This is a genomic window from Mycobacterium sp. 852014-50255_SCH5639931 (assembly GCF_001665605.1).
Lineage (GTDB): Bacteria > Actinomycetota > Actinomycetes > Mycobacteriales > Mycobacteriaceae > Mycobacterium > Mycobacterium paraffinicum.
The window spans coordinates 220,268-239,811 of the sequence record NZ_LZSV01000024.1 but is presented as its reverse complement, the minus strand read 5'-3'; the positions used below and the strand labels follow the sequence as shown (position 1 = coordinate 239,811).

The window sequence follows — 19,544 nt, the reverse complement described above, 5'->3', positions numbered from 1 at the left end:
CAACGGCCCCGAACCCGGACCCGCATACATCCGACCGGAATTAACCTCCGGCGGTAACGCCCCGAAGTCAAACACCTGTTCTCCTCAGTTGGCCGCGATCGCTGGCGATCGCGGCAGTCGCATCGGATCAGTGGTGGCCGTGGTCACGGCTTCGTAAGCAATTGCCACCCGTAGGTCGCTGACCGCCCGGAATCACCGACTCAGACCTCTCGGTCTGCCACCCCAGTCGGCGGGCTGGCCGGCGCATCCTGCCGATCCCATGCCCGGCACCCAAATGTGGTCTCGCACCACGCTTCTCGGACGCCCGGTCAGGAACAACGTGCACCTTTAGCCTCGATTGATCCCCTGCTGTCAGCAACCGAGCGACAGTTCACGTCTACCCGAACTGTCGCTCGTCCATGAGATTAGTTCGTTATCGCGGGCACGCCGATACGCGATGCCAACTGTTCATTCCAGGCCAGCCACTGTTCACTCCCCGTCGGCCGCCGTTCATTTCTGGCAACTGATTGTTCATCCGGGGTTTGCTTACAACGCGGTTCGCCGCCCTGGAGCGTTGTGCTGTCAGTCCTCTTCGAGAATCAATGCCATTTCCGGGCAGGAAGCCACACCGTCGCGAGTCAGCTGCTCGTCCTCGGGCAGCACCTCGTGCTCTTCGAGGATCGAATAGCCCGAGTCGTCTATGGGGAACAGATTCGGATCAACGGCGTAGCACTGGGCATGACCCACGCATTTGGATTGTTCGAGACGAACCCTCATCAGGTTTCCTCCCTACCGGTTCCGCGAAACAATCCAGACGGATATCAGCCGCTCGTTGAAGTGTAGAAGATACTCGCCGGGCGGGGCCGGGCGCTGTAAACGCCGCTCCCGACCAGCGGTCGGATTCGTGTCCCTTTGCGACACATGCGATATTGGTGTGCCGGCTGGAAACGGTGCCGACGACGCCCCCGCCGCAGCGGTGAGCAGATCAAGATAGACAAGCGGAGAGCCCATGAGCACTCCTGGCCAAGGCCAGCAAGGCACGTTCCACCTACCGCGCCTCGATTTCGAGAAGTTACCGATGGCCGAGGACCGGGGCGTCGGGTGGAAGACGTTGCGCGACGCCGGGCCGGTGGTGTTCATGAACGGCCACTACCACATCACCCGCCGTGAGGACGTGCTGGCCGCGCTGCGCAATCCCAAGGTGTTCTCGTCGACGATCCTGCAGCCTCCCGGTCACCCACTGCCGGTGTTGCCACTGGCATTCGACCCGCCGCAGCACACCCGGTACCGGAAGGTGCTGCAGCCCTTCTTCAGCCCGCTCGGTCTGAGCAGATCCCGCCCGGTGCTGGAGCGGCACGCCGCCGAAATGATCGCCGCCCTTGCGGGCCAAGGCAAATGCGAAGTGATGGCGGACTTTGCGCACCTGTACCCGTTTCAGGTCTTCATGGATCTTTACGGCCTGCCGATCGAGGATCGCGATCGCCTGATCGATTGGAAGGACGCCGTCGTCAGCGACAAGCCGTACATCACCCAGGCCGACATCGAGAAGAGCGAGCAGCTGCTGGCGTATCTGGTCGATGCGATCCAGCAACGCCGGCAGAACCCCGGTTCCGACATGTTGTCGCAAATCATGGGCAGTGACGGCGATTTCAGCGATCTGGAATTGCTGGGCATGAGCCACCTGTTGATCCTGGCGGGCCTGGACACGGTGACCGCGGCGATCGGTTTCTGCCTCTTCGAGCTGGCGCGCCGGCCGCAGCTGCGTGATTTGCTTCGCGACAACCCAAGGCAGATCCGGGTTTTCATCGAAGAGATCGTCCGGCTGGAGCCCTCGGCACCGGTGGCGCCCCGGATCACCACCCAATTCGTCGAGATCGGCGGCATGACGTTGCCACCCGGCACATCGGTGCGGTTGTGCATGGCCGCGGTCAACCGGGACGAGAGCGATGCCACGTCCGTCAACGAGCTCGTGATGGATGGAAAGGTCCACCGGCACTGGGGGTTTGGTGGCGGACCGCACCGCTGCCTGGGGTCCCACCTGGCGCGGATCGAACTGACGGTGATCGTCGGGGAATGGCTGAGGCAGATTCCCGACTTCGACGTTCCCGCGGACTACGTCCCCGCGATCAATTACCCCTCAAAAAGTTTCGCGCTCAAAGAATTACCGCTGCGCTGGGGCTGATCCAGCCAACCCCAACGCAGCGGCATTCCGTCTTACTTGCGCAACTCCGTCGCCGCGACCTGTACGAACACGCCGGTGTCCTCGGCCATCAGCAGGCCTCGACCGCGGGGCAGCGGGCCACCCTTCATCTTTCCGCGGATGAATCCCTCGTCCGGGTCGGCGTCCATCACCAGCAACGGCGCGTTCGCCTGGGCCAGGGCCCGCAACATCGGGTCGCTGCCCGCCGAAGACCAGCCACCGAAGGTGCGCGTCACCAGCACGTGCAACCCGACGTCGGCGGCCCGGGTCACCCACGGCGCGGCCTTGTGCAGCGGCGAATCGAATCCGGCCGGCAGCTGCTGGATGTCGTCGACGATCAGGAAGATCTCCGGGCCGCTCCACCACGACCGCGACAACAACTCTTCCGCGGACAGGCCGGGCGGCGGTTCGCGTCCGGCCAGGACGGCTGCCAGCTCGCCCATCATCGCCTGGACGCCGTCGAGGTTGTACGCGAACTTCTCGACGTAGTCCGGGCCCAGTGTGGTCAGCAGCTGACGTCGTGGGTCCACCAGCCACACCTGTGCCGACGGCTGGCCGGCCGGTGGCGGGGGTGCGCTGCTGGCTCCCGGTGCGTACAGCCTGCCGATTTCGCTCATGATGGTGGCCAGCGTGGTGGTGCGCCCACATTCGCGTCGACCCGTCACCATCAGGTGCGCATTCTCGGCGAAGTTGAGGTAGACCGGCGACAAATCCAATTCGGAGATGGCCCAGGCGATTCCGCCCGCGCCGACCCCTTGGCGGGTGTCCCGCGCGGCCAACTCGCGCAGCTGCTCCACGTCGAACCGGGCGGGGAGCCGGCGCACCGGCGGGGCCTGGCCGCTCGTGAGACGACTGACCGCGTCGATGACGCTGTCGGACTCGAACACGTAGCCGGCTGTGGTGGCGAGCGCGGGCCGGGCCACCAACGTGTGCAGACCGGCCTGCGGGTCGGAGTCCAGTCGGACGTAGTTGACCGCGACCATGCCGCGGCCCGGCTTGACCGGAACGTCCTTGGCGAAGCGGGACCGCACCAGTTTGGCGTCTTCCACGGCCGCCAGCCGCAATTCGACCCGGGAGCCGAAGCCGCTGCGCACCGGGGGCCGCAGCTCGGATTCGCGGTCCGCGGTGACTATCACGTGGACCCCGAACGAGGGGCCCTGGTTGATGATCAGGTTCACCTGCTCGATCAGCACCTCGTTCTCTTCGGCCAGCGCCCGGTAGTTGTCGACCACCAGGTAGACGTCGCCGAACCCGTCGTTGGGAACCGGGCCGGGCTCACCGCCGAACTTGCGGCGCCGGAAGACCTCCATCGAGGCGATCCCGTACTCGAGGAAGGTGCTCTTCCGCTGCCGCACCAGCGCCAGCAGCTCGGCCACCGTCCGGCGCACGCCGTACGGATCGGTCGGGCCGGCCACCTCACCCACGTGCGGCAGCCGGGCGACGGTGGTCAGCGCGGTGCTGCTGTAGGCCAGGCAGTAGAACTGGACCTGCTCGGGGGTGTGGGTCAGCGCGGCCGAGCAGATCAGGGTCTGCAGGGCCGTGGTCTTGCCCGAACCACCGGCGCCCAGGATCAGGACGTTGGCGCCCGGACCCGAGGTGTCGACCGTCCACGGCGGCTGGTCGTGCTTGAACGGACGGTCGATGATCCCGATCGGGAAGACCAGGTCGCGGGCCGTGCCGTAGTCCTCCTGCCACGGGTGGCCGAGGAACCGGTCGACCAATTCGTCGATGGGGATCGGCCGGTTGAGCGGCGGTTGCCACAGCCGGTACGGCTCGAAGTCGATCTTGCGCAGCTGATCGATGATGACCGTGCCGACCTTCGGAACCCGGATGCCCTCGACGTCGTCGTCATCGCGCGGCAGGCCGTCGCCTCCCAGCGTCTCGCCATTCGTGATGGCGGCCGGCGTGAGGTCCGGTCCGCCCACGCTCACCTCCAGCGGGGTGAACGAGTTGGTAAACAGTTGCGGGCGAACGTAATCGATGCTGTGCACCAACGCGGGCGCTTCCTCGCCGTCATCGGTGAGTCCGCGGGGAAAGTAGTCCCGCCACAGGAACTCGGCCTGGAACCGGACGATGTCCTCCAGGCTGCGCCGGAAGTAGCCCAGACCCGCCTGCGCCGGCAGGTTCACGGCGTTCGGAACACCGGCGGCCTGCGCCGCACCGGCGGTGCGCGCCTTCAGCACCAGCCGGTAACCCATGTTCTCCATGAGCTTTTCGGCGCGGCTTTCGATGGTCTGCGACGCCATCATCAGGTGGATCCAGTAGGCGCGGCCCTGCCGGCCGATCGAGTCGAGCACGTCGACCGCGGTCGGCATGATGCGGAACCATTCGTAGAACTCGTCGATGACCACCACGAGCATCGGCAGCGGCGCCATGTCCTGGCCGCGTGCCCGCATCCTGAGGCGGACCGAGTTGTACTCCTTGGCGTCGTCGACACCGGCGCTGTCGCAGATCGCCTTGCGCCGGGCGATCTCGCCCCAGAGGGCGTCGAGGAAGCGCTCCATGAGCGCCTGGTCCTCTTCCAGGTCGGTGATGATCCGCGACACGTGCGGTACCCCGGCGAACGGCTTGACCGCCGACCCACCCTTGAGGTCGGCCAGCACGAACTGCAGCTCTTCCGGCGGGTGGCTGAGCATCAGCGACTCGATCACGGTTCGCACCAGGGTCGATTTACCGGAACCGGTCGTACCGGACATGACGCCGTGCGGGCCGTCACCGCCCTCGTCGAGAGACTTCATGTCCAAGAACAGCAGCTCGCCGTTGTCGGAACGAACACCGAACGGTGCCCGCAAGCGCGACCGGCCCATCGAGTCGTTGCGGCTGCCCCACAACGACTCGAAGTCGATGCGGCCCGGATCGTCGATTCCGTAGTAGGCCATGATGTCTCGGGCGCCGATGTGGGCGACCCGCTGACCGATCTCTTCGTACGCCTCGGCGAGCCGCCAGCGGGCCACCGCCTGGGCGAATTCCTCCGCCTCCGCGATGCTGATGTGGTCCGTGAGCGCGAAGAACCACGGCTTCTCGTCGATCACCATCCAGGTGTCGCGGTCGCGGGGCAGCGCCTCGATGACTCCCTTGTCGTCGAAGCGCAAGGTGCGCTCGGGGACAGCCGTCCACATCGAGGAGCCGCTCAGGTCGAAGAACGTCACGCCGTCGACGCCTTCGGAGCTGATCACGTACTCCCACTGGGGGTCGACGACGTCGGCGACGATCACCGTGTGGGGCGTCGGAGTCTGCGCCGACGAACTCGCGTGCCGGGGCGTGAAAGAGCCACGTCCGGCGAACAATTCGGCCTGCTCGGCGGCGAACTCGCGCACCGAGCTGTAGACCATCCGAGCGTTCCCGGCGGCGTCCTGACGGCGCGGGTCACCGAAGTGCGGAAGCCACTTCACCCAGTCCCACTCGTCCAGATCCGCGGTGACGACGACCATCTGCACGTGGTCCGGGCCGTGCGAGAACGCCAGCTGGCAGATGATCGCCCGCATCAGTCCCAGGACCTGCTCCCGCTCCCCGTCGAGCGTGTACCAGGGTTCGACGAGCAGCGAGATCATCTTGGGCAGGTTGTAGACGACGCTTTGGTAGCGCCCGAATTCCTGCAGCGCCTTACCCGTCACCGGCTCGAGCTCGATGTCGGTCGGCATGTTCTGGGGCTCACCCCAGGTCACCTCGGGACGCGTCATGCCGACGCCGACCCGCACCACACCGAAGTTCAGGTCCTTGCCGTCGGGCTTGCGTTCCCACATCCGCGACGACCCCACCGCGGCGGCAAGCGTCGTGGGCGCCGGGTGGTACCACCGGTAGTTGGCGTCCATGCTGTCCGCCGACTCGTGGGCGGTCTCGCGCAGCATGTCCAGCATCAGCATGAACTGGGCGCGCATCGCGTCCAGCTTGGGCCGGCTCATCTGCTGCTGACCGCCGAACCGGCCGCCGAACATCATCATCGCGACACCACCGATCATGAAGATCGGGAAGATCGACCCGGCGCCGCCGAACACGTGTGAGCCGCTGGCGAAGGTCATGGCGACCATGCCGATCAGTAGGCCGACCACCACGACGCCGACCACGATCAGCCACCAGGGCTTGCCCTCCGGCGGCGGAATGCTCAGGGGCGTCGGAAGGACGATGTTCTCCGGCTTGATGACCGGAGGCTTCTCCGGTGTCGGCCGCGCAAACCCGCGTTTCACTTAGGTACCGCCAATTCTGCAGGGGACATATCCATCGGTAGGGTGTCGTGCTCCACGAGTGCATCCGCCCGCGAGAGGGTCGGGCCTTGTGGGAGCAGCCGCAGCGCCACCCACGGCACCAGGCTCGGTTTCGTCTTCAGGCCCAGCGCCTCACGCACGTCCCGGGTGTCGTCGACCCCGAACCGGGCGCCCGCGTCCGTCAGCCACCACAGCGATTCCGTCGTCTTGGCGCCGGGGTCGTTGCCGGTGACGGCTACGAAGTTCCCGTAGTCGGGACCGAAGAAGACCTGGTCGGCTTCGCGACCGGTGGTGTCGGCCTTGACCAGCGACACCACCCTGTTCTCGTCCTTAGCCGCGACCGGAATCGTCGCGCCGGACACGACCTGGATGCGGGCCCGGTTCTCCCCGGACGTCTTCTGCCACCACCAGCAGGTCGACGGGTTCTCGCGGATGTCCGCCACGTTGAGCGGGGCGTCCGGGTAGGAGGACAGGTCCAGCTTGTTGACCACGGGCATCTTCGCCAGGGCGGACGGTTCCACGGTCACCGGTTTGGTGTTGCCGGGACCGGCATTTTGCAGGATCTGGGCCACCAACGGCGGCAGCGTCTGCACGCCGTCGGCCAGCACCAGCGAATATTGTTGCGGCCCACTGATTTGCGGCGTGACGATCACCGTGCCGATCGGGCCGGGGGCATTCGGGAACGAGGCGGCGGCGCCCGCGTTCTGCACCTGCGGCACGGTCAGTTCGGGGCCCACCGGCAACGCGTCGAACAGGGCGCGGCTCATGGGCTTCGCCTGGCCCACCTGCTCGGGCGTCAGGCCAAGCGGCAGCAGCACCGAACGGTTCGTCGCGTCGATGCGCGACCGGCGTCCCTCGCGGATCACCCACGCGTCGCCGCCGTAGCTCAGCACCACGGCGTCCGACCCGTTCAGCACGTGCCGGTGGTTGCTGAGGTCTGGGTTCCCGTCGATGACGGTCACCGTCACCCCGGACGGAGCGCTGACCCCGGTCGAGGTTCCGACGGTGTCGCACACCAGCCACGACGACGTGGACGGACTCGAGGGGTGGAAGTTCGACGGCGCACCCGGGATGCCCACCATTGGGCCGCGCGGCAGCGTGGCGATCTGGTTGGACTTGACCAGGTGCGGATTGTCCGGGCGGCCGGTGATCAGCCGCGCCGACGCCAGGTTCAGCGCCGGGTACAGCTTGTCGCCCACACGGACATACAGCGCGCCGGAGTCGCGATCGGCGATGATCGGCGAATCACCGACCTGGCCCGCCGGGCTGAGGAACGAGTAGAGCAGCGCGCCCAGGCAGATCACCAGCGCCGCCGACACCGAGGCCACCACGGCCAGAGTCTGGCGGCGTCCCGGCTCGACCTCCATGCGGACGCGCCAACGGGTGAGCGCCATTGCGGTGCGGCGAGCGAGGAACTGGTAGCCGGTCACCTGGGTCCGCGTCGACAACCCGAGGCCATACCCCGACCCGCGTTGCCCGCGACTCTCTTCCGCCACGTTAATTCACCATCCGGTCTCTAGAACGCCTGGATATTGTCCCTGAAAATATCCGCAGCGCGAATTACATCGACAACGGTAAGTCACCCGTAGCGACCTCGCCACGCGGCGACTTGCGTTCACATCTACATCACTTTGCGTACATCTGTGCGGACGCCCTCGCCTCGCCGCGCGGGCCGACGCGGGCAACACGCCAAGCGCCGTTGAACTGGCACTTTCGCGTTCCCCCGCCGATCCCCGTCCGGACACTCACGTCTCCTCAGGGCATCGTAATGGCGAATGGCAGGCTCGTCCTGTCGAGCGGGTGCCCTCAGCGAACGGAAGAGCGGCGAAACGGGCCGGCAAAACGGGCGGCGGCGCCCGCCGCCTCTCCCCGATTGGTCGGCCGGCGAATTCTGGCAGCAAGATGAGCGGTATGAGTGAGCTCGCGCCGTCGCTGGTCGAACTTGCCAGGAGGCACGGCATCGCGACCGAGTACGACGACTGGACCGGGCGGCGGGTGCCGGTCTCGGCAACCACGCTGGTGGCAGTGTTGGCCGCGCTCGGCGTCGCGGCCGGCACCGAGCAGGAGCGCAACGTCGCGCTGACCGCGAAGCTCCGGTCGTATTGGGCGCGCCGGTTGCCGGCGACCGTCGTCGGCCGCACCGGTGAGCAGACGCGTTTCTGGGTGCACGTGACCCACGGCGATCCCGCCGAGGTCTGGTTGCAGCTCGAGGACGGCACGGTACGCGGCGGGATCCAGCAGGTCGACAACTTCACCCCGCCGTTCGACCTGGACGGGCGCTGGGTCGGCGAGGCCAGCTTCGTGCTGCCGGCCGATCTGCCGCTCGGTTATCACCGGGTGCACCTGCGTTCCGGTGGCAGTGAGACCAGCAGCGCGGTGATCGTGACGCCGGATTGGCTCGGGCTGCCGGAGCGGCTCGGCGCCCGGCGGGGCTGGGGCCTGGCCGCCCAGCTCTACAGCGTGCGCTCCAGACAGTCGTGGGGCGTCGGCGATCTGACGGATCTGACCGACCTGGCCGTCTGGTCGGCGTCGCGGCACGGCGCCGATTATTTATTGGTCAATCCGTTGCACGCGGCTCAGTTTTCTGGACCGGTGGCCCATATGGAGCCGTCGCCTTACCTGCCGACATCGAGGCGCTTCGTCAACCCCATTTATCTTCACGTCGAGGCGATTCCCGAGTTCGCCGAGCTGCCCAAGCGCAGCCGGGTGCGGCGCCTGCGTTTCGACGTGCAACAGCGAGCCGCTCGGCTCGACGCAATCGATCGCGACAGCGCGTGGGCGGCGAAGTGCGCGGCGCTCCAGCTGTTGCACCGGGTGCCGCGGTCCGCCGGCCGCGAGCTGTCCTACGAAGCCTTCCGCGCCCGCGAGGGAACCCCACTCGATGACTTCGCCACCTGGTGCGCCCTGGCCGAGAAGTACGGCGACGATTGGCATTCCTGGCCGAAGTCGCTACAGCATCCCCGCGCGCCCGGCGTCGACCGGTTCGTCAAGAAGCACGCGGAGGCAGTCGATTTCCATCGGTGGCTGCAGTGGCAACTCGACGAGCAACTCGCCTCGGCGCAGTCGCAGGCGATCCGGGCCGGAATGGCGCTGGGCGTGATGCACGACCTCGCCGTCGGCGTGCATCCCAATGGCGCCGACGCGTGGGCGCTACAGGATGTGTTGGCGCTGGGCGTCACCGCCGGCGCGCCGCCGGACGAGTTCAATCAACTCGGCCAGGACTGGTCCCAGCCGCCCTGGCGACCCGATCGGCTCGATGCCGAGGAGTATCGGCCGTTTCGGGCAGTGATAAGCGCGGTGCTGCGGCATGCCGGCGGCGTGCGCATCGACCACATCATCGGATTGTTCCGGCTGTGGTGGATCCCGGAGGGCGCGCCGCCCACCGAGGGCACTTACGTGCGTTACGACCACGACGCGATGATCGGCATCGTCGCCCTGGAGGCACACCGCGCCGGGGCACTGGTCGTGGGCGAGGATTTGGGCACGGTCGAACCGTGGGTGCGCGACTACCTGCTACTGCGCGGCTTGCTCGGCACCTCGATCCTGTGGTTCGAGTTGGATCGTGACGGAAACGGCGGTCCGCTGCCGGCCGAGCGCTGGCGCGAGTACTGCCTGTCCTCGGTGACCACCCACGATCTGCCGCCGACCGCGGGCTATCTGGCCGGCGACCACGTGCGGCTGCGCGAAGCTCTCGGATTGCTGACCCGCCCCGCCGAGGACGAGCTCGCCACCGACCGGGCCGAGCTGGCGGCCTGGATGGCCGAGTTGCGTCGGGTGGGGTTGCTCGACGACGGCGAAGACGACGCGGAGAAAATCGTCATCGCCCTGTATCGGTACCTGGGCCGGACGCCGTCGCGGTTGGTGGGCGTGGCACTGACCGACGCGGTGGGTGACCGCCGGACCCAGAACCAGCCCGGCACCACCGACGAATACCCCAACTGGCGGATTCCGCTGACCGACCCCGCCGGGCGCCCGGTGCTGCTCGAGGACCTGTTCACCGACGTCCGCGCGGCCAACCTGGCCGAGGCCGTGCGCAGTGCAATCGCGCCCGCGGCCGTCGAGAGCGCGCCTGTTAGCTTCTGAGGCCATGAAGGTCTCAGTCGTGGCGCCGGTGGCCGACGGCGTCACCGCGGATCCGGAATGGATGGCGGCCTTCGCCGGCCACCTGGAACAGTGCGGGTTCGAGTCGATAGTTGTGGTCGAGCACACCGTGCTGGTCACCCGCTACGACAGCGTCTACCCGTATGACAGTTCGGGACGCGTGGGGCTGGCGGCCGACTGCCCCATCCCCGACCCGCTCGACCTGCTGGCGTTCCTGGCCGGCCGCACCACCACCCTCGGGTTGGCCACCGGCGTCTTGGTGTTGCCCAACCACCATCCGGTGGTCCTCGCCAAGCGGGCCGCAAGCGTGGACGCGTTGTCGGGCGGACGGCTGCGGCTGTGCGTGGGCGTCGGATGGCTCAGGGAGGAGCTGGAGGCGTGCGGCGCGGACTTCGAAAACCGCGGCAGACGCGCCGACGAGCAGTTGGCCGTCTTGCGGGCACTGTGGGCCGACCAACCGCACGGGGCTTCGCACCACGGTGAGTTCTTCAGCTTCGACAACGTCATGTGTTACCCCAAACCCATTGCCGGAGAACGGCTTCCCGTTCACATCGGTGGCCACAGCCGGGCGGCGGCCCGTCGCGCCGGCCGCTTGGCGGACGGCTTCCAACCGCTCGGGGTGGCGGGGCCGCAGCTGGCGTCACTGATCGCGCTCATGCGCGACGAGGCGGCGTCGGCGGGCCGCGATCCGGCGGCCCTGGAAGTGTCATTGGGCCACGCGGTCAACAAGATCGACGCCGAACGGGCGGCCAGCCTGGCCGATCAGGGCGCCGACCGGCTCGTGTTGGCGATGCCGTCGACTGTCGACATCGAGCAGGCCGAGGACGTGCTATCGGAGTGCGCGCAGCGGCTGTCGCTGATCGCGTGACCCCGATGAGCCTGTCAGCCGACGACCGGTCAGCCCTCAGTGGTTTGGTGCACAGATACGCGGCACACGTGGACGAACGCCGATTCGATTCCGTCGCAACACTGTTCACTGACACCGCCGTGCTTGCGGTGCCCGACCCGCCCACGGCGCTGGAGCCGATCCATTCGCATCGTGGGCGAGACGCCATCACCGCGGCGGTCGCTACCGTCGCGGCGGTCGCCCGCACCGAACACGCCATCGTCGGCGAGGTCTACGAGGCCACCGGGCCGGGTACGGCCCGTGGGCGCGTTGCGTGCATCGCGCACCACTGGGACCAGCGCGGCGACGAATTCGTCGACGTGGTCTGGCATTTGCGCTACGACGACGAATACGAGCTGACCGACGGATGGCTGATCGGCCGCCGTGCGTTGACCATCAACGCCCTTGAGACCCGCAAGGCCCGCCGGGTGCGGCCACACGACGCGATCTAGCGAGCTTGCAGAAGACTTTGCGCAAATTCACAGCGACCCTCCATAAACCGAATCTGCGGCGCAAACGGGCGCTTAGTTAAGCAGGTGCGGTTATCAACTCGGAGGGCGAGCTGGATTTTGCCCGCTCCGGGCGGGAGCCGGCCGCCCTGGGCCCGGGTTAGGCCGCGGCCGGTGCGCTTCTTCCTGATCGTGTCCAATTTTTACAAGTCGATCCGTGTATTTTCGGCCGCGTGACGAACACCGAACATCGGAACCTGAACGTCAATACCGCCGGAACCACCGGAGGACGGGAAGCGCCGAACGGCAACGTATCGACACTGGCAGTGGGCACGCCGCTGGACTCCGCCCCGGATTACCGCAACGAGATTCACACCGCCGAAGACGTCATCGATGTCGAGACCTACGGCGGCGGTTTCGATCTCACCAGGCGGGCGACCGCACCGAAGCTGCGCATCGGCCGCGACCGGTGGTTCAACCTGCTCTGGCTGATCCCCATCGGCTTCGCCCTGCTCATCGCCGGGGTGGCGGTCGGCAAAGGCCTGCACAACATGCCGGCCGTCCAGTCGTTCATTCAGCGTCACCCCGGGACGGACAGCTCCAATGTCACCCCCGGCCTGCCGGCCTGGATCGGGTGGACGCATTTCTTCAACCTGTTCATGATGATGTTCATCATCAGGACCGGGATCCAAATCCTCTGCGACCATCCCCGGCTCTACTTCAGCCGCAACGCCACCCCGGGTAAGGACGAGTGGCTGCGCGTCGGCCCGCCGGTACCGGACGACGAGCTGTGGACCGCCAACGCCGACACCGTCGCCCTGCCACCACAATTGGGACTGCCCGGATTCCGGCACTCCATCGGGCTGGCCCGGTGGTGGCACCTCGGGGTCGACGTGCTGTGGCTCGTCAACGGTGCGGTCTTCTACGTGTTGCTCTTCGCCACCGGGCAGTGGCGGCATATCGTGCCCACCAGTTGGGATGTCTTCCCCAACGCCGCATCGGTGGCCGTCCAGTACCTGTCGCTGGACTGGCCCACCGACAACGGCTGGGTCGCCTACAACGGCCTGCAGTTGTTGTCCTACTTCACCACGGTCTTCATTGCCGCCCCCGCGGCGTTGATCACCGGGCTGGGCATGTCGCCCGCGCTGTCGCAGCGCGTGCACTGGCTCAGCAAGCGGCTGAGCATCCAGCACGCGCGGTCACTGCATTTCGTGGTGCTGGTCTACTTCCTGTTCTTCATCCTGGTGCACGTCACGATGGTGTTGACCACCAGCGCGCTGCGAAACCTCAACCACATGTTCGCCTCCCGCGACGACAACAGCTGGGTGGGCTTCGGAATCTTCGCGGCGGCCATGGTGTTTACGGCGATCGCGTGGGTTTGGGCCACTCCCTTCACTATTCGTCATCCGCGGGTGATTCAGCGGGTCGGATACGCGCTCGTCGGCCCGTTCCAGCGGATGCTGGAACAGCTCGACCCCAAGCCCGGCGCCTTCACCGAAAAGGACATCTCGCCGCACCACTGGCGCAACGGCCGGCTGCCCGAGACCGTCGAGTACAAAGAGCTGGAAGCAAACGACTTCCGGGACTGGCGGCTCAAGGTCTACGGTCTGGTCGAGCATCCGATGGAGTTTTCGCTCGAGGACTTGATGGCGCTGCCGTACCACGAGCAGATCAGCCAGCACTTCTGCATCCAAGCCTGGTCGGGCGTCGCCAAATGGGGTGGCGTGCAGATGAACACGATCATGGACATCGTCAAACCGCTGCCCGAAGCCAAATGGGCGGTGTTCTATTCGATGGGCCTCGGCGCGACGGGCGGCATCTATTACAACGCCCATCACATCGGCCAGATGGACCATCACATGACGATGCTCGCCTACAACATGAACGACCAACCCCTCCCCTACATGCATGGCAGGCCGCTGCGATTGCGCAACGAACTGCAGCACGGTTTCAAACTCGTCAAGTGGATCAAAGGGATCGAGTTCGTGGCCGACTACCGCGACATCGGCAGCGGCTACGGCGGTTACAGCGAGGACCACAAATACTTTGGGCGGCACCAGACGCTGTAGGGCCTAGCGCCGAACCCTCGGCGCCGACGCCTCAGGTCGTTTGTCCCATCGGCAATCCGGGTAGCTCCACGGAAGCGCCGAACGGAAGCGACCAGAGGAGAGACGCCCATGAGCCACAGCCCTGTCGACCATGATCGGACCCTCCGCCCGGGTGACGCCGAGCCGGCACACGACTTGAAGCGGACGCCCGGGCTGGTCATCGTCGGGGCCGCCGTGTTGGCACTCGTGATGTGCGTGGCCACATTCGCCCTCGGGGACGCCGGCGCGGGTGTCGCCGCCGCGATCGTCGCCATGCTGGCGTTCGGGGCCGGGCTGGCGTGGCTTGGCATGGACCGCAGGCGGATTCGCCAGGCGGAACGAGACTGGCCGATCGGCCACGTGGCGCGGTAGCGGCGCCGGTTGCAACGCCTACTGCAGCGAGGCGAGGTTTTTCACGGACTTCTGCACATCGGAGCGCAGGATCCGGGCGACCAACCCGCCGATCGGGCCGCTGAGTAATCCGCCCCTGAGGTCGGCGGTGAGATGGAAGTCGGTTCCGGGCTGCTGGTCCGTGACGGTCATCGCGACCCCGAGGCGGATCCCACCGCGACCGCGGCCTTGCAGCTCAATCGATTTCGGTTCGTCGTAGTTGGTGATCGTCCAGTGGATGACGTTGCGGAATCCCTTGACCTTCACGCACGACGAGACGCAGGTGCCTTCCTCGATCTTGTCGGGAACGGGTCCGCGCCACCCGGCGAATATGGTCATCCACTCGTCGAATCGGCTCAGGTCGGACGCCAGCTTCCAGGCGGCCTCCGGGTCTACCTCCGACGACACCGAAACATCTACTCGTGCCACGCGTTGTCGCTCCTCCCCAGACAATGATTGCGGTTGGCACCGGCTCGGCAGCACAGGCGACCGGTGCGCAACGTGCACTGGGTACCCCGGTGGGGCCGTGCCTACGCGTTCGCCGCGCCCCTTAGGGCCAGACCTCCTGCAATTGCTTCGCCACGTCGATGATCTGCGCGGCCTGCGACTGGGGCGCGTCGATCTCCTCGGCGACGTACTGGGCGACGAATCGGCGGATCTCGCCATCGACGCCGGCGAGGATGCGCAGCACCTCGCCGCGGAAGGACTTCGACGACACGTTGACGGTGATATCGGAGGGCCGCGGTTTCGCGACGTCGACGATCAGCAGCAGCGGTTCGGCGGCTCGGGCCGTGGCCCGCAGCGCGATGTCCCCGGAGACGACGAACCGCTGCTTGTCGAGCCGAAGGTCGAGCAGCAGATCGATCGACAAGGGGATGTGGATGACGAACGTGATGCTGTCGCCCAGGCGACGGGTGACCTTGGGTTCGTGGATCTTGACGTTGGCGCTGACCTTGGCGATCCCGCCGGGCCCCTGAGCGATGGGCTCCATGGCGAACTCGTTGCCGGCGATGTCGGCAAATGCGGCGGCGACACGCTCGGGGGTGACAGCGACCTCGAAGAATCTGCGTCCGAACTCTTCGTAGGTGACATAATCGTGAGTCTCCATAGGCTTATACCGTCTCACGTCGGCCGCCGGAACCGTCGATGATCTGCACGCGTCGCAGAAATCCGCGTTCGTTACACCCCGCTGGGATCACCGCTGATCCGGGCGCGCTGTGAAGCGCGCCACAGGTCGGGCACTTCGATTCGATCCGGCGGGTGGTGGCCTGGGAGGCTTGATGACTTGGGAGGTGATTTCGATGTGTGCCCAGAAAAATCCCGAGCGGCGCTCGGACTTCTCGCCCGCGGGCCTGCTCACCTGGCTTGGCGGCGGGCACCGGCGGGAGCTGGATGAGCGCCACGAGCGGTCCACGCACGCCGTCACCGGCGCGGTGGTGTTGTTCGGAGCGCTGCTGGCCTGGCTCGTCGCGGCGCTGGCGGTGGGCGAGTCGGCCCACTGGTCGCTCCTGTTCGTGGTGCCGCTGACCCTGCTCTTCGGCCTGCTCGTCGGCGCGGTCACCCGCGCCATCACCTCCGGGTCTGGCCGGGGTCCGGCCGGCCTCGCGGCACGCGCGGTGGTCGCGGCCGCCCTCGGCGTCACCGTCGGCGAATTGGCCGCAGTCGTCCTGCTCTCCGGCTCGATCGATCACCGTCTCGACGAACGCGCCCTGCGCAACGCCGGCTCCTCGCCGGCGGTTGCGCAGGCGACGGCGTCCCTGCAACAAACCAGGGATGCACGCGGCGCGCTCGACACCGCCGTCGACCGCGCTCACCAGCAGCAGGATCAGGCCCTGGTCATCGCGCGCTGCGAATACCACCCCACCTCCAGCTGCCCGCAAACCCGGATCACCGGTGTCCCCGGTGCCGGGCCCGAAACCCGCACGGCGAATGAGCTCCTCGCGGACGCCCAGCGTGAACTGGACGACGCGCTGGCGGCCCGGGATCGCCAGGCGCCCGGGCTGGACGCCGAAATCTCCCGCGAAGCGCACGCACTCGACGAGGCACGCCACGGCGTCATCGCGGACGCCGATCGTGGCCTGGGTGCGCGCTGGGTCGCGATGAACGACCTGACCTCCGCCGACTTCGGTGCGCTGACGTTGCGGCTGCTGACCATCGCGTTCTGCGTGCTGCTCTACCTGCTGCCGCTGATCCTGGGGCGGTGGCGCGGCGAGACCAGCCACGATCGCCACGCGGCGGCGCGTGCCGAGCGGGAACGCGCGGAACTCGAGGCGGACACGGCGATCGCGATCAAGCGGGCCGAGGTTCGCCGCGAGGCCGAAATCATGTGGGCCGAGCACCAACTCACCCAGGCCCGGCTTGCGATCGAGGCCCAAACCGAGATCGACCGCGAGCAGCAACGCCGGCGCATCGTGGACGCCGTCGATCCCCCGGTGCTGGCGTCGCACCGCACCTTCGAGCCCGCCGATGAAGACATTTACCTGCCGATCGCCGCGGAAGCCGAGGCCGCCAGCCGCGCGGCCCTCGGCCCGCCCGTCCCGGTGCACACCGCCGATGTGGAGAACCTGCCGGCGCCCATCGGGCGCGAGGTGGAGCCGCGCAAAGAGCGTGACACTTCGTCGATTCCGTCGATTCCGGACGCCACCAAGGCCGCGGCGCGCTGGATACGCCCGCTGGTGCCGCCGTTCGTGGCCCGGGTGATCGACACCACCACCGCGCCGCTGCGCACCGCGCGGCACGTCTTCGAAGAGGTCGAGGAGATCACGTTCGCGTTCAGGCGCACCCACAAAGTGACGGTCGACGCCGAAAGTTCCGCCGCCGGCGGTCGGCCCACCCGGCCCGCTGAGGCCGATGAAGCCCCTCCCGGCGAGGCGGGATTCATCGACTCGTCGCGCGTAGAGCGCGCGGCGGTGACCCACCGGCAGGTGGGTGGCCAGGAGCCGCACGGCCCGTCGCTGGGCGAGCGCGCCAACAACCCGGAGTTGGCGCAGCGGGAGGGTCCTGCCGAACTGGATTCGCCGACCGGCCCGCGTCAGCTCCCGCCGGCGAATTAGGTTGGCGTGAGCCCTATCCTGGCCTATTCGTCGCCGAAGGCGGCATAGAGTTCCGGGAGGAAGGCCGCGAGGTGATTCATCTCCTGTGCGCAGTGCACCATCAGATTGCGAGCGCCGGTTTCCGCGTTGCCGAGCACCCGCGAGGCGATCGGGCGCACCGCGCGCGATGCGACGCCGGGTACGTTGCGCACTTCGATGTGCCGTCCGCCCATCCAGAATCGTGACCGCATCTCGGACCCGTTCGGCGTCGACCGGACGTGGTGGATGAACCATCCGACGTCCACCGGGGCCTCGCTGGATCCCAGCCGGGCGCAGATCGCCACCGCACCGTCGCTGTCGGGTGGGCAGCCCATCGCCGCCGGATCGACGAATTGGATTGCGCCATTGAGCATCGTCGAGCCGATGTACTCGCTGATCAACGACCAGCGGCCGACGTAGCGTTCGGCGCCCCGTAGGCCAACAGCCACGTCGTCCCGGCCATCCTGCTCTTGACCTTTCCAGGCGGCGTGCAGATGGGCCCGCGGATGCCACAGCTTGTAACGGCGGGTGTCGCAGCCGTGCCAGCCGAACCACCACGACCACATCTCCGGCGTGACCCCCGGCATGTCGGTGCGTACCGACACCTGATAACCGCCGTCGTCGAGGACCCCGTAGCCGTTCTCGGTCCGCTGGTACCCGTCGTCGGCGACGCGCGCGGCGTCATCGAAGGCCAACAGCGCCATGGCGCCCTGCGGCCCGTGTTCGAGTGCCTCGACGACATGGCGTGGCAGCGAGGCCATTTCGGGCGTGAAGAACTTGCCGAACGGGGTGTTCGCGTCGTCACCGCGATACCCCAGATACAGGTCGCCCGCCATCAGAGTCGTCCCATCCAGCTGTTGAAGACACCATCGGGGTCGTACTCGGCGCGCACGCGGTCGAGCTTGGCCATGGCGGAGTCGCTGGCGAAGCGCGCCGGACGCTGACCGAGGTTCTCGTCGGCGAGCTGAATCCCGATGGCGAATTCGGACATCGCGGCCATGTTGGACCGCGCCCAGTCGGCGTACTTCGCCTCGTCGGCCGGGTCCTTCCACGAACCGTAGAGGGCCAGGTAGATGTCGCCTTCGATGCTGTAGGCCATGTCCTGGCGGGGAGGGCACGGACCCCAGTTCAGCCACAGAAAATGCGCCGGGTGTGGGGGCATGGTGTCCAGGATCGTCCGGATGCCCGGCAGCAGGTCTTCCGCGGGAGCCGACGTCCACATGTTGTCAACCGCGTAGTGATGATCGGACAGGTAGTGGCTCATCGCGACGTCGTACCAGGTTGCCAGATCGGTTGGCATGTAAGGGATTTTGACCAGGGCCTGATCGGCGACCGGGCAGGTGCCGAACAGGGCGAGCGCCTTTTCCGCCTCCGCATCGGAATCCGCGAAGGCCGGCGACGCCAGCGAGATGACCGGGGTGTCGATGCCCATGTTTGGTTCGCCGCGGGATGCCACGGCCTGCAGCTCGACCCGGGGATCCACTTCGGCGCTGACCGCGCGGGTCCACGTGAAGACCTCGTCGGCCAGCTCGAACGGATAGACATAGACGCTGGTGCCGCAGGCGCCGGGGCGCGGATAAAGCTTCAGATAGAAGGACGTGACCACGCCGAAAAAACCGGGTCCGGCACCACGGGCGGCCCAGTAGAGGTCGGCGTTGTTGCTGGCGTCGCAGTGAATCCGTTCGCCCTCGGCGGTGACGACATCGAGGCCCACGACGGATTCGCAGGCCGGGCCGAAAATGCGGCTGTTCCAGCCGTATCCACCCTGCAGGAGGTAGCCACCGAGGCACACCCCTTTGCAGTGACCGCCGGGAAAGAACAGGCCCTGCGCCTCGAGGTCGGCCATCAGCAGGCTGCCGCCCTTGCCCGGACCCACTCGGGCGAGGCCCTTTTCGGCGTCGATGGAAACGTGGTCGAGGCGGCTGACGTCGAGCAGAACGGAGCCGTCGCGCAGGTGGCTGGCCGCGAAGCTGTGTCCACCCGAGACAATGCTGACCTTGAGCCCGTGGGCCTTCGCATGGCGGATACCGGCGATGATGTCGTCGGTGTCGACGGCCTGCACGATCACTTCGGGGTAGCGTTCCGGCACCCGCTGGTGCCAGACGGTGCCACGACGGGCCGCCTCGTAGCCGTCATCGCCGCGGAAATGGTGCCGCCCGGCCGGTAGCCCGCTCATCTG

The 19,544-nt window shown here is 67.2% G+C and carries 15 protein-coding genes; 7 read left to right on the top strand and 8 right to left on the bottom strand.

Annotated features, from left to right (window positions below):
* Positions 1-75: PPE domain-containing protein (locus A5758_RS25810; protein ID WP_156622491.1), on the bottom strand; the 75-nt coding region annotated here is incomplete at its 3' end.
* Positions 76-561: 486 nt separating this feature from the next.
* A complete protein-coding gene (locus tag A5758_RS15165; protein WP_067203191.1) occupies positions 562-756 on the bottom strand; it encodes a ferredoxin in 195 nt (64 codons plus the stop codon).
* Between the two features lie 232 nt (positions 757-988).
* Here A5758_RS15165 and A5758_RS15160 point away from each other — a divergent pair, with 232 nt between their 5' ends.
* Complete coding sequence (locus A5758_RS15160) at positions 989-2,161, top strand: cytochrome P450 (protein WP_067741276.1); 1,173 nt, start codon at positions 989-991, stop codon at positions 2,159-2,161.
* Between the two features lie 32 nt (positions 2,162-2,193).
* On the opposite strand, the gene eccCa is transcribed toward A5758_RS15160, so the two are convergent.
* The gene (eccCa, locus tag A5758_RS15155; RefSeq protein ID WP_067741272.1) at positions 2,194-6,363 is read right to left on the bottom strand and encodes a type VII secretion protein EccCa; all 4,170 of its coding nucleotides are present in this window, start codon (positions 6,361-6,363) and stop codon (positions 2,194-2,196) included.
* Positions 6,360-7,877, bottom strand: coding sequence for a type VII secretion protein EccB (gene eccB / locus A5758_RS15150; protein ID WP_067741266.1), 1,518 nt, complete (start codon positions 7,875-7,877; stop codon positions 6,360-6,362). Before eccB ends, eccCa begins: the two co-directional genes overlap by 4 nt.
* A gap of 415 nt (positions 7,878-8,292) precedes the next feature.
* On the opposite strand from eccB, the gene malQ reads away from it, so the two are divergent.
* The 5 genes from malQ (at position 8,293) to A5758_RS15125 (ending at position 14,276) form a co-directional block, all read left to right on the top strand.
* Entirely contained in the window at positions 8,293-10,464 is a 2,172-nt protein-coding gene (gene malQ / locus A5758_RS15145) for a 4-alpha-glucanotransferase (protein ID WP_067741262.1), read from the top strand.
* A gap of 4 nt (positions 10,465-10,468) precedes the next feature.
* The gene (locus tag A5758_RS15140) at positions 10,469-11,350 is read left to right on the top strand and encodes an LLM class F420-dependent oxidoreductase (RefSeq protein WP_067741258.1); all 882 of its coding nucleotides are present in this window, start codon (positions 10,469-10,471) and stop codon (positions 11,348-11,350) included.
* A 5-nt stretch (positions 11,351-11,355) separates the two neighbouring features.
* Entirely contained in the window at positions 11,356-11,820 is a 465-nt protein-coding gene (locus A5758_RS15135) for a nuclear transport factor 2 family protein (RefSeq protein WP_067741371.1), read from the top strand.
* A 323-nt stretch (positions 11,821-12,143) separates the two neighbouring features.
* The gene (locus tag A5758_RS15130; protein ID WP_067741368.1) at positions 12,144-13,886 is read left to right on the top strand and encodes a molybdopterin-dependent oxidoreductase; all 1,743 of its coding nucleotides are present in this window, start codon (positions 12,144-12,146) and stop codon (positions 13,884-13,886) included.
* A gap of 108 nt (positions 13,887-13,994) precedes the next feature.
* Positions 13,995-14,276, top strand: coding sequence for a hypothetical protein (locus A5758_RS15125; RefSeq protein WP_067741255.1), 282 nt, complete (start codon positions 13,995-13,997; stop codon positions 14,274-14,276).
* A gap of 18 nt (positions 14,277-14,294) precedes the next feature.
* On the opposite strand, the gene A5758_RS15120 is transcribed toward A5758_RS15125, so the two are convergent.
* The gene (locus A5758_RS15120) at positions 14,295-14,723 is read right to left on the bottom strand and encodes an SRPBCC family protein (RefSeq protein WP_067201088.1); all 429 of its coding nucleotides are present in this window, start codon (positions 14,721-14,723) and stop codon (positions 14,295-14,297) included.
* A gap of 121 nt (positions 14,724-14,844) precedes the next feature.
* A complete protein-coding gene (locus A5758_RS15115) occupies positions 14,845-15,402 on the bottom strand; it encodes a hypothetical protein (protein ID WP_067741252.1) in 558 nt (185 codons plus the stop codon).
* A gap of 193 nt (positions 15,403-15,595) precedes the next feature.
* Between A5758_RS15115 and A5758_RS15110 the strand changes: the two genes are divergently transcribed.
* Entirely contained in the window at positions 15,596-17,347 is a 1,752-nt protein-coding gene (locus tag A5758_RS15110; RefSeq protein WP_067741365.1) for a DUF4407 domain-containing protein, read from the top strand.
* A 23-nt stretch (positions 17,348-17,370) separates the two neighbouring features.
* Here the strand turns inward: A5758_RS15110 and A5758_RS15105 are convergent, their stop codons facing one another.
* Both A5758_RS15105 and A5758_RS15100 read right to left on the bottom strand, forming a co-directional pair.
* On the bottom strand, positions 17,371-18,201 hold the full coding sequence (locus A5758_RS15105; protein ID WP_067741249.1) for a DAPG hydrolase family protein: 831 nt from the start codon (positions 18,199-18,201) through the stop codon (positions 17,371-17,373).
* Entirely contained in the window at positions 18,201-19,541 is a 1,341-nt protein-coding gene (locus A5758_RS15100) for an FAD-binding oxidoreductase (protein ID WP_067741246.1), read from the bottom strand. Before A5758_RS15100 ends, A5758_RS15105 begins: the two co-directional genes overlap by 1 nt.
* Between the last annotated feature and the right edge of the window lie 3 nt (positions 19,542-19,544).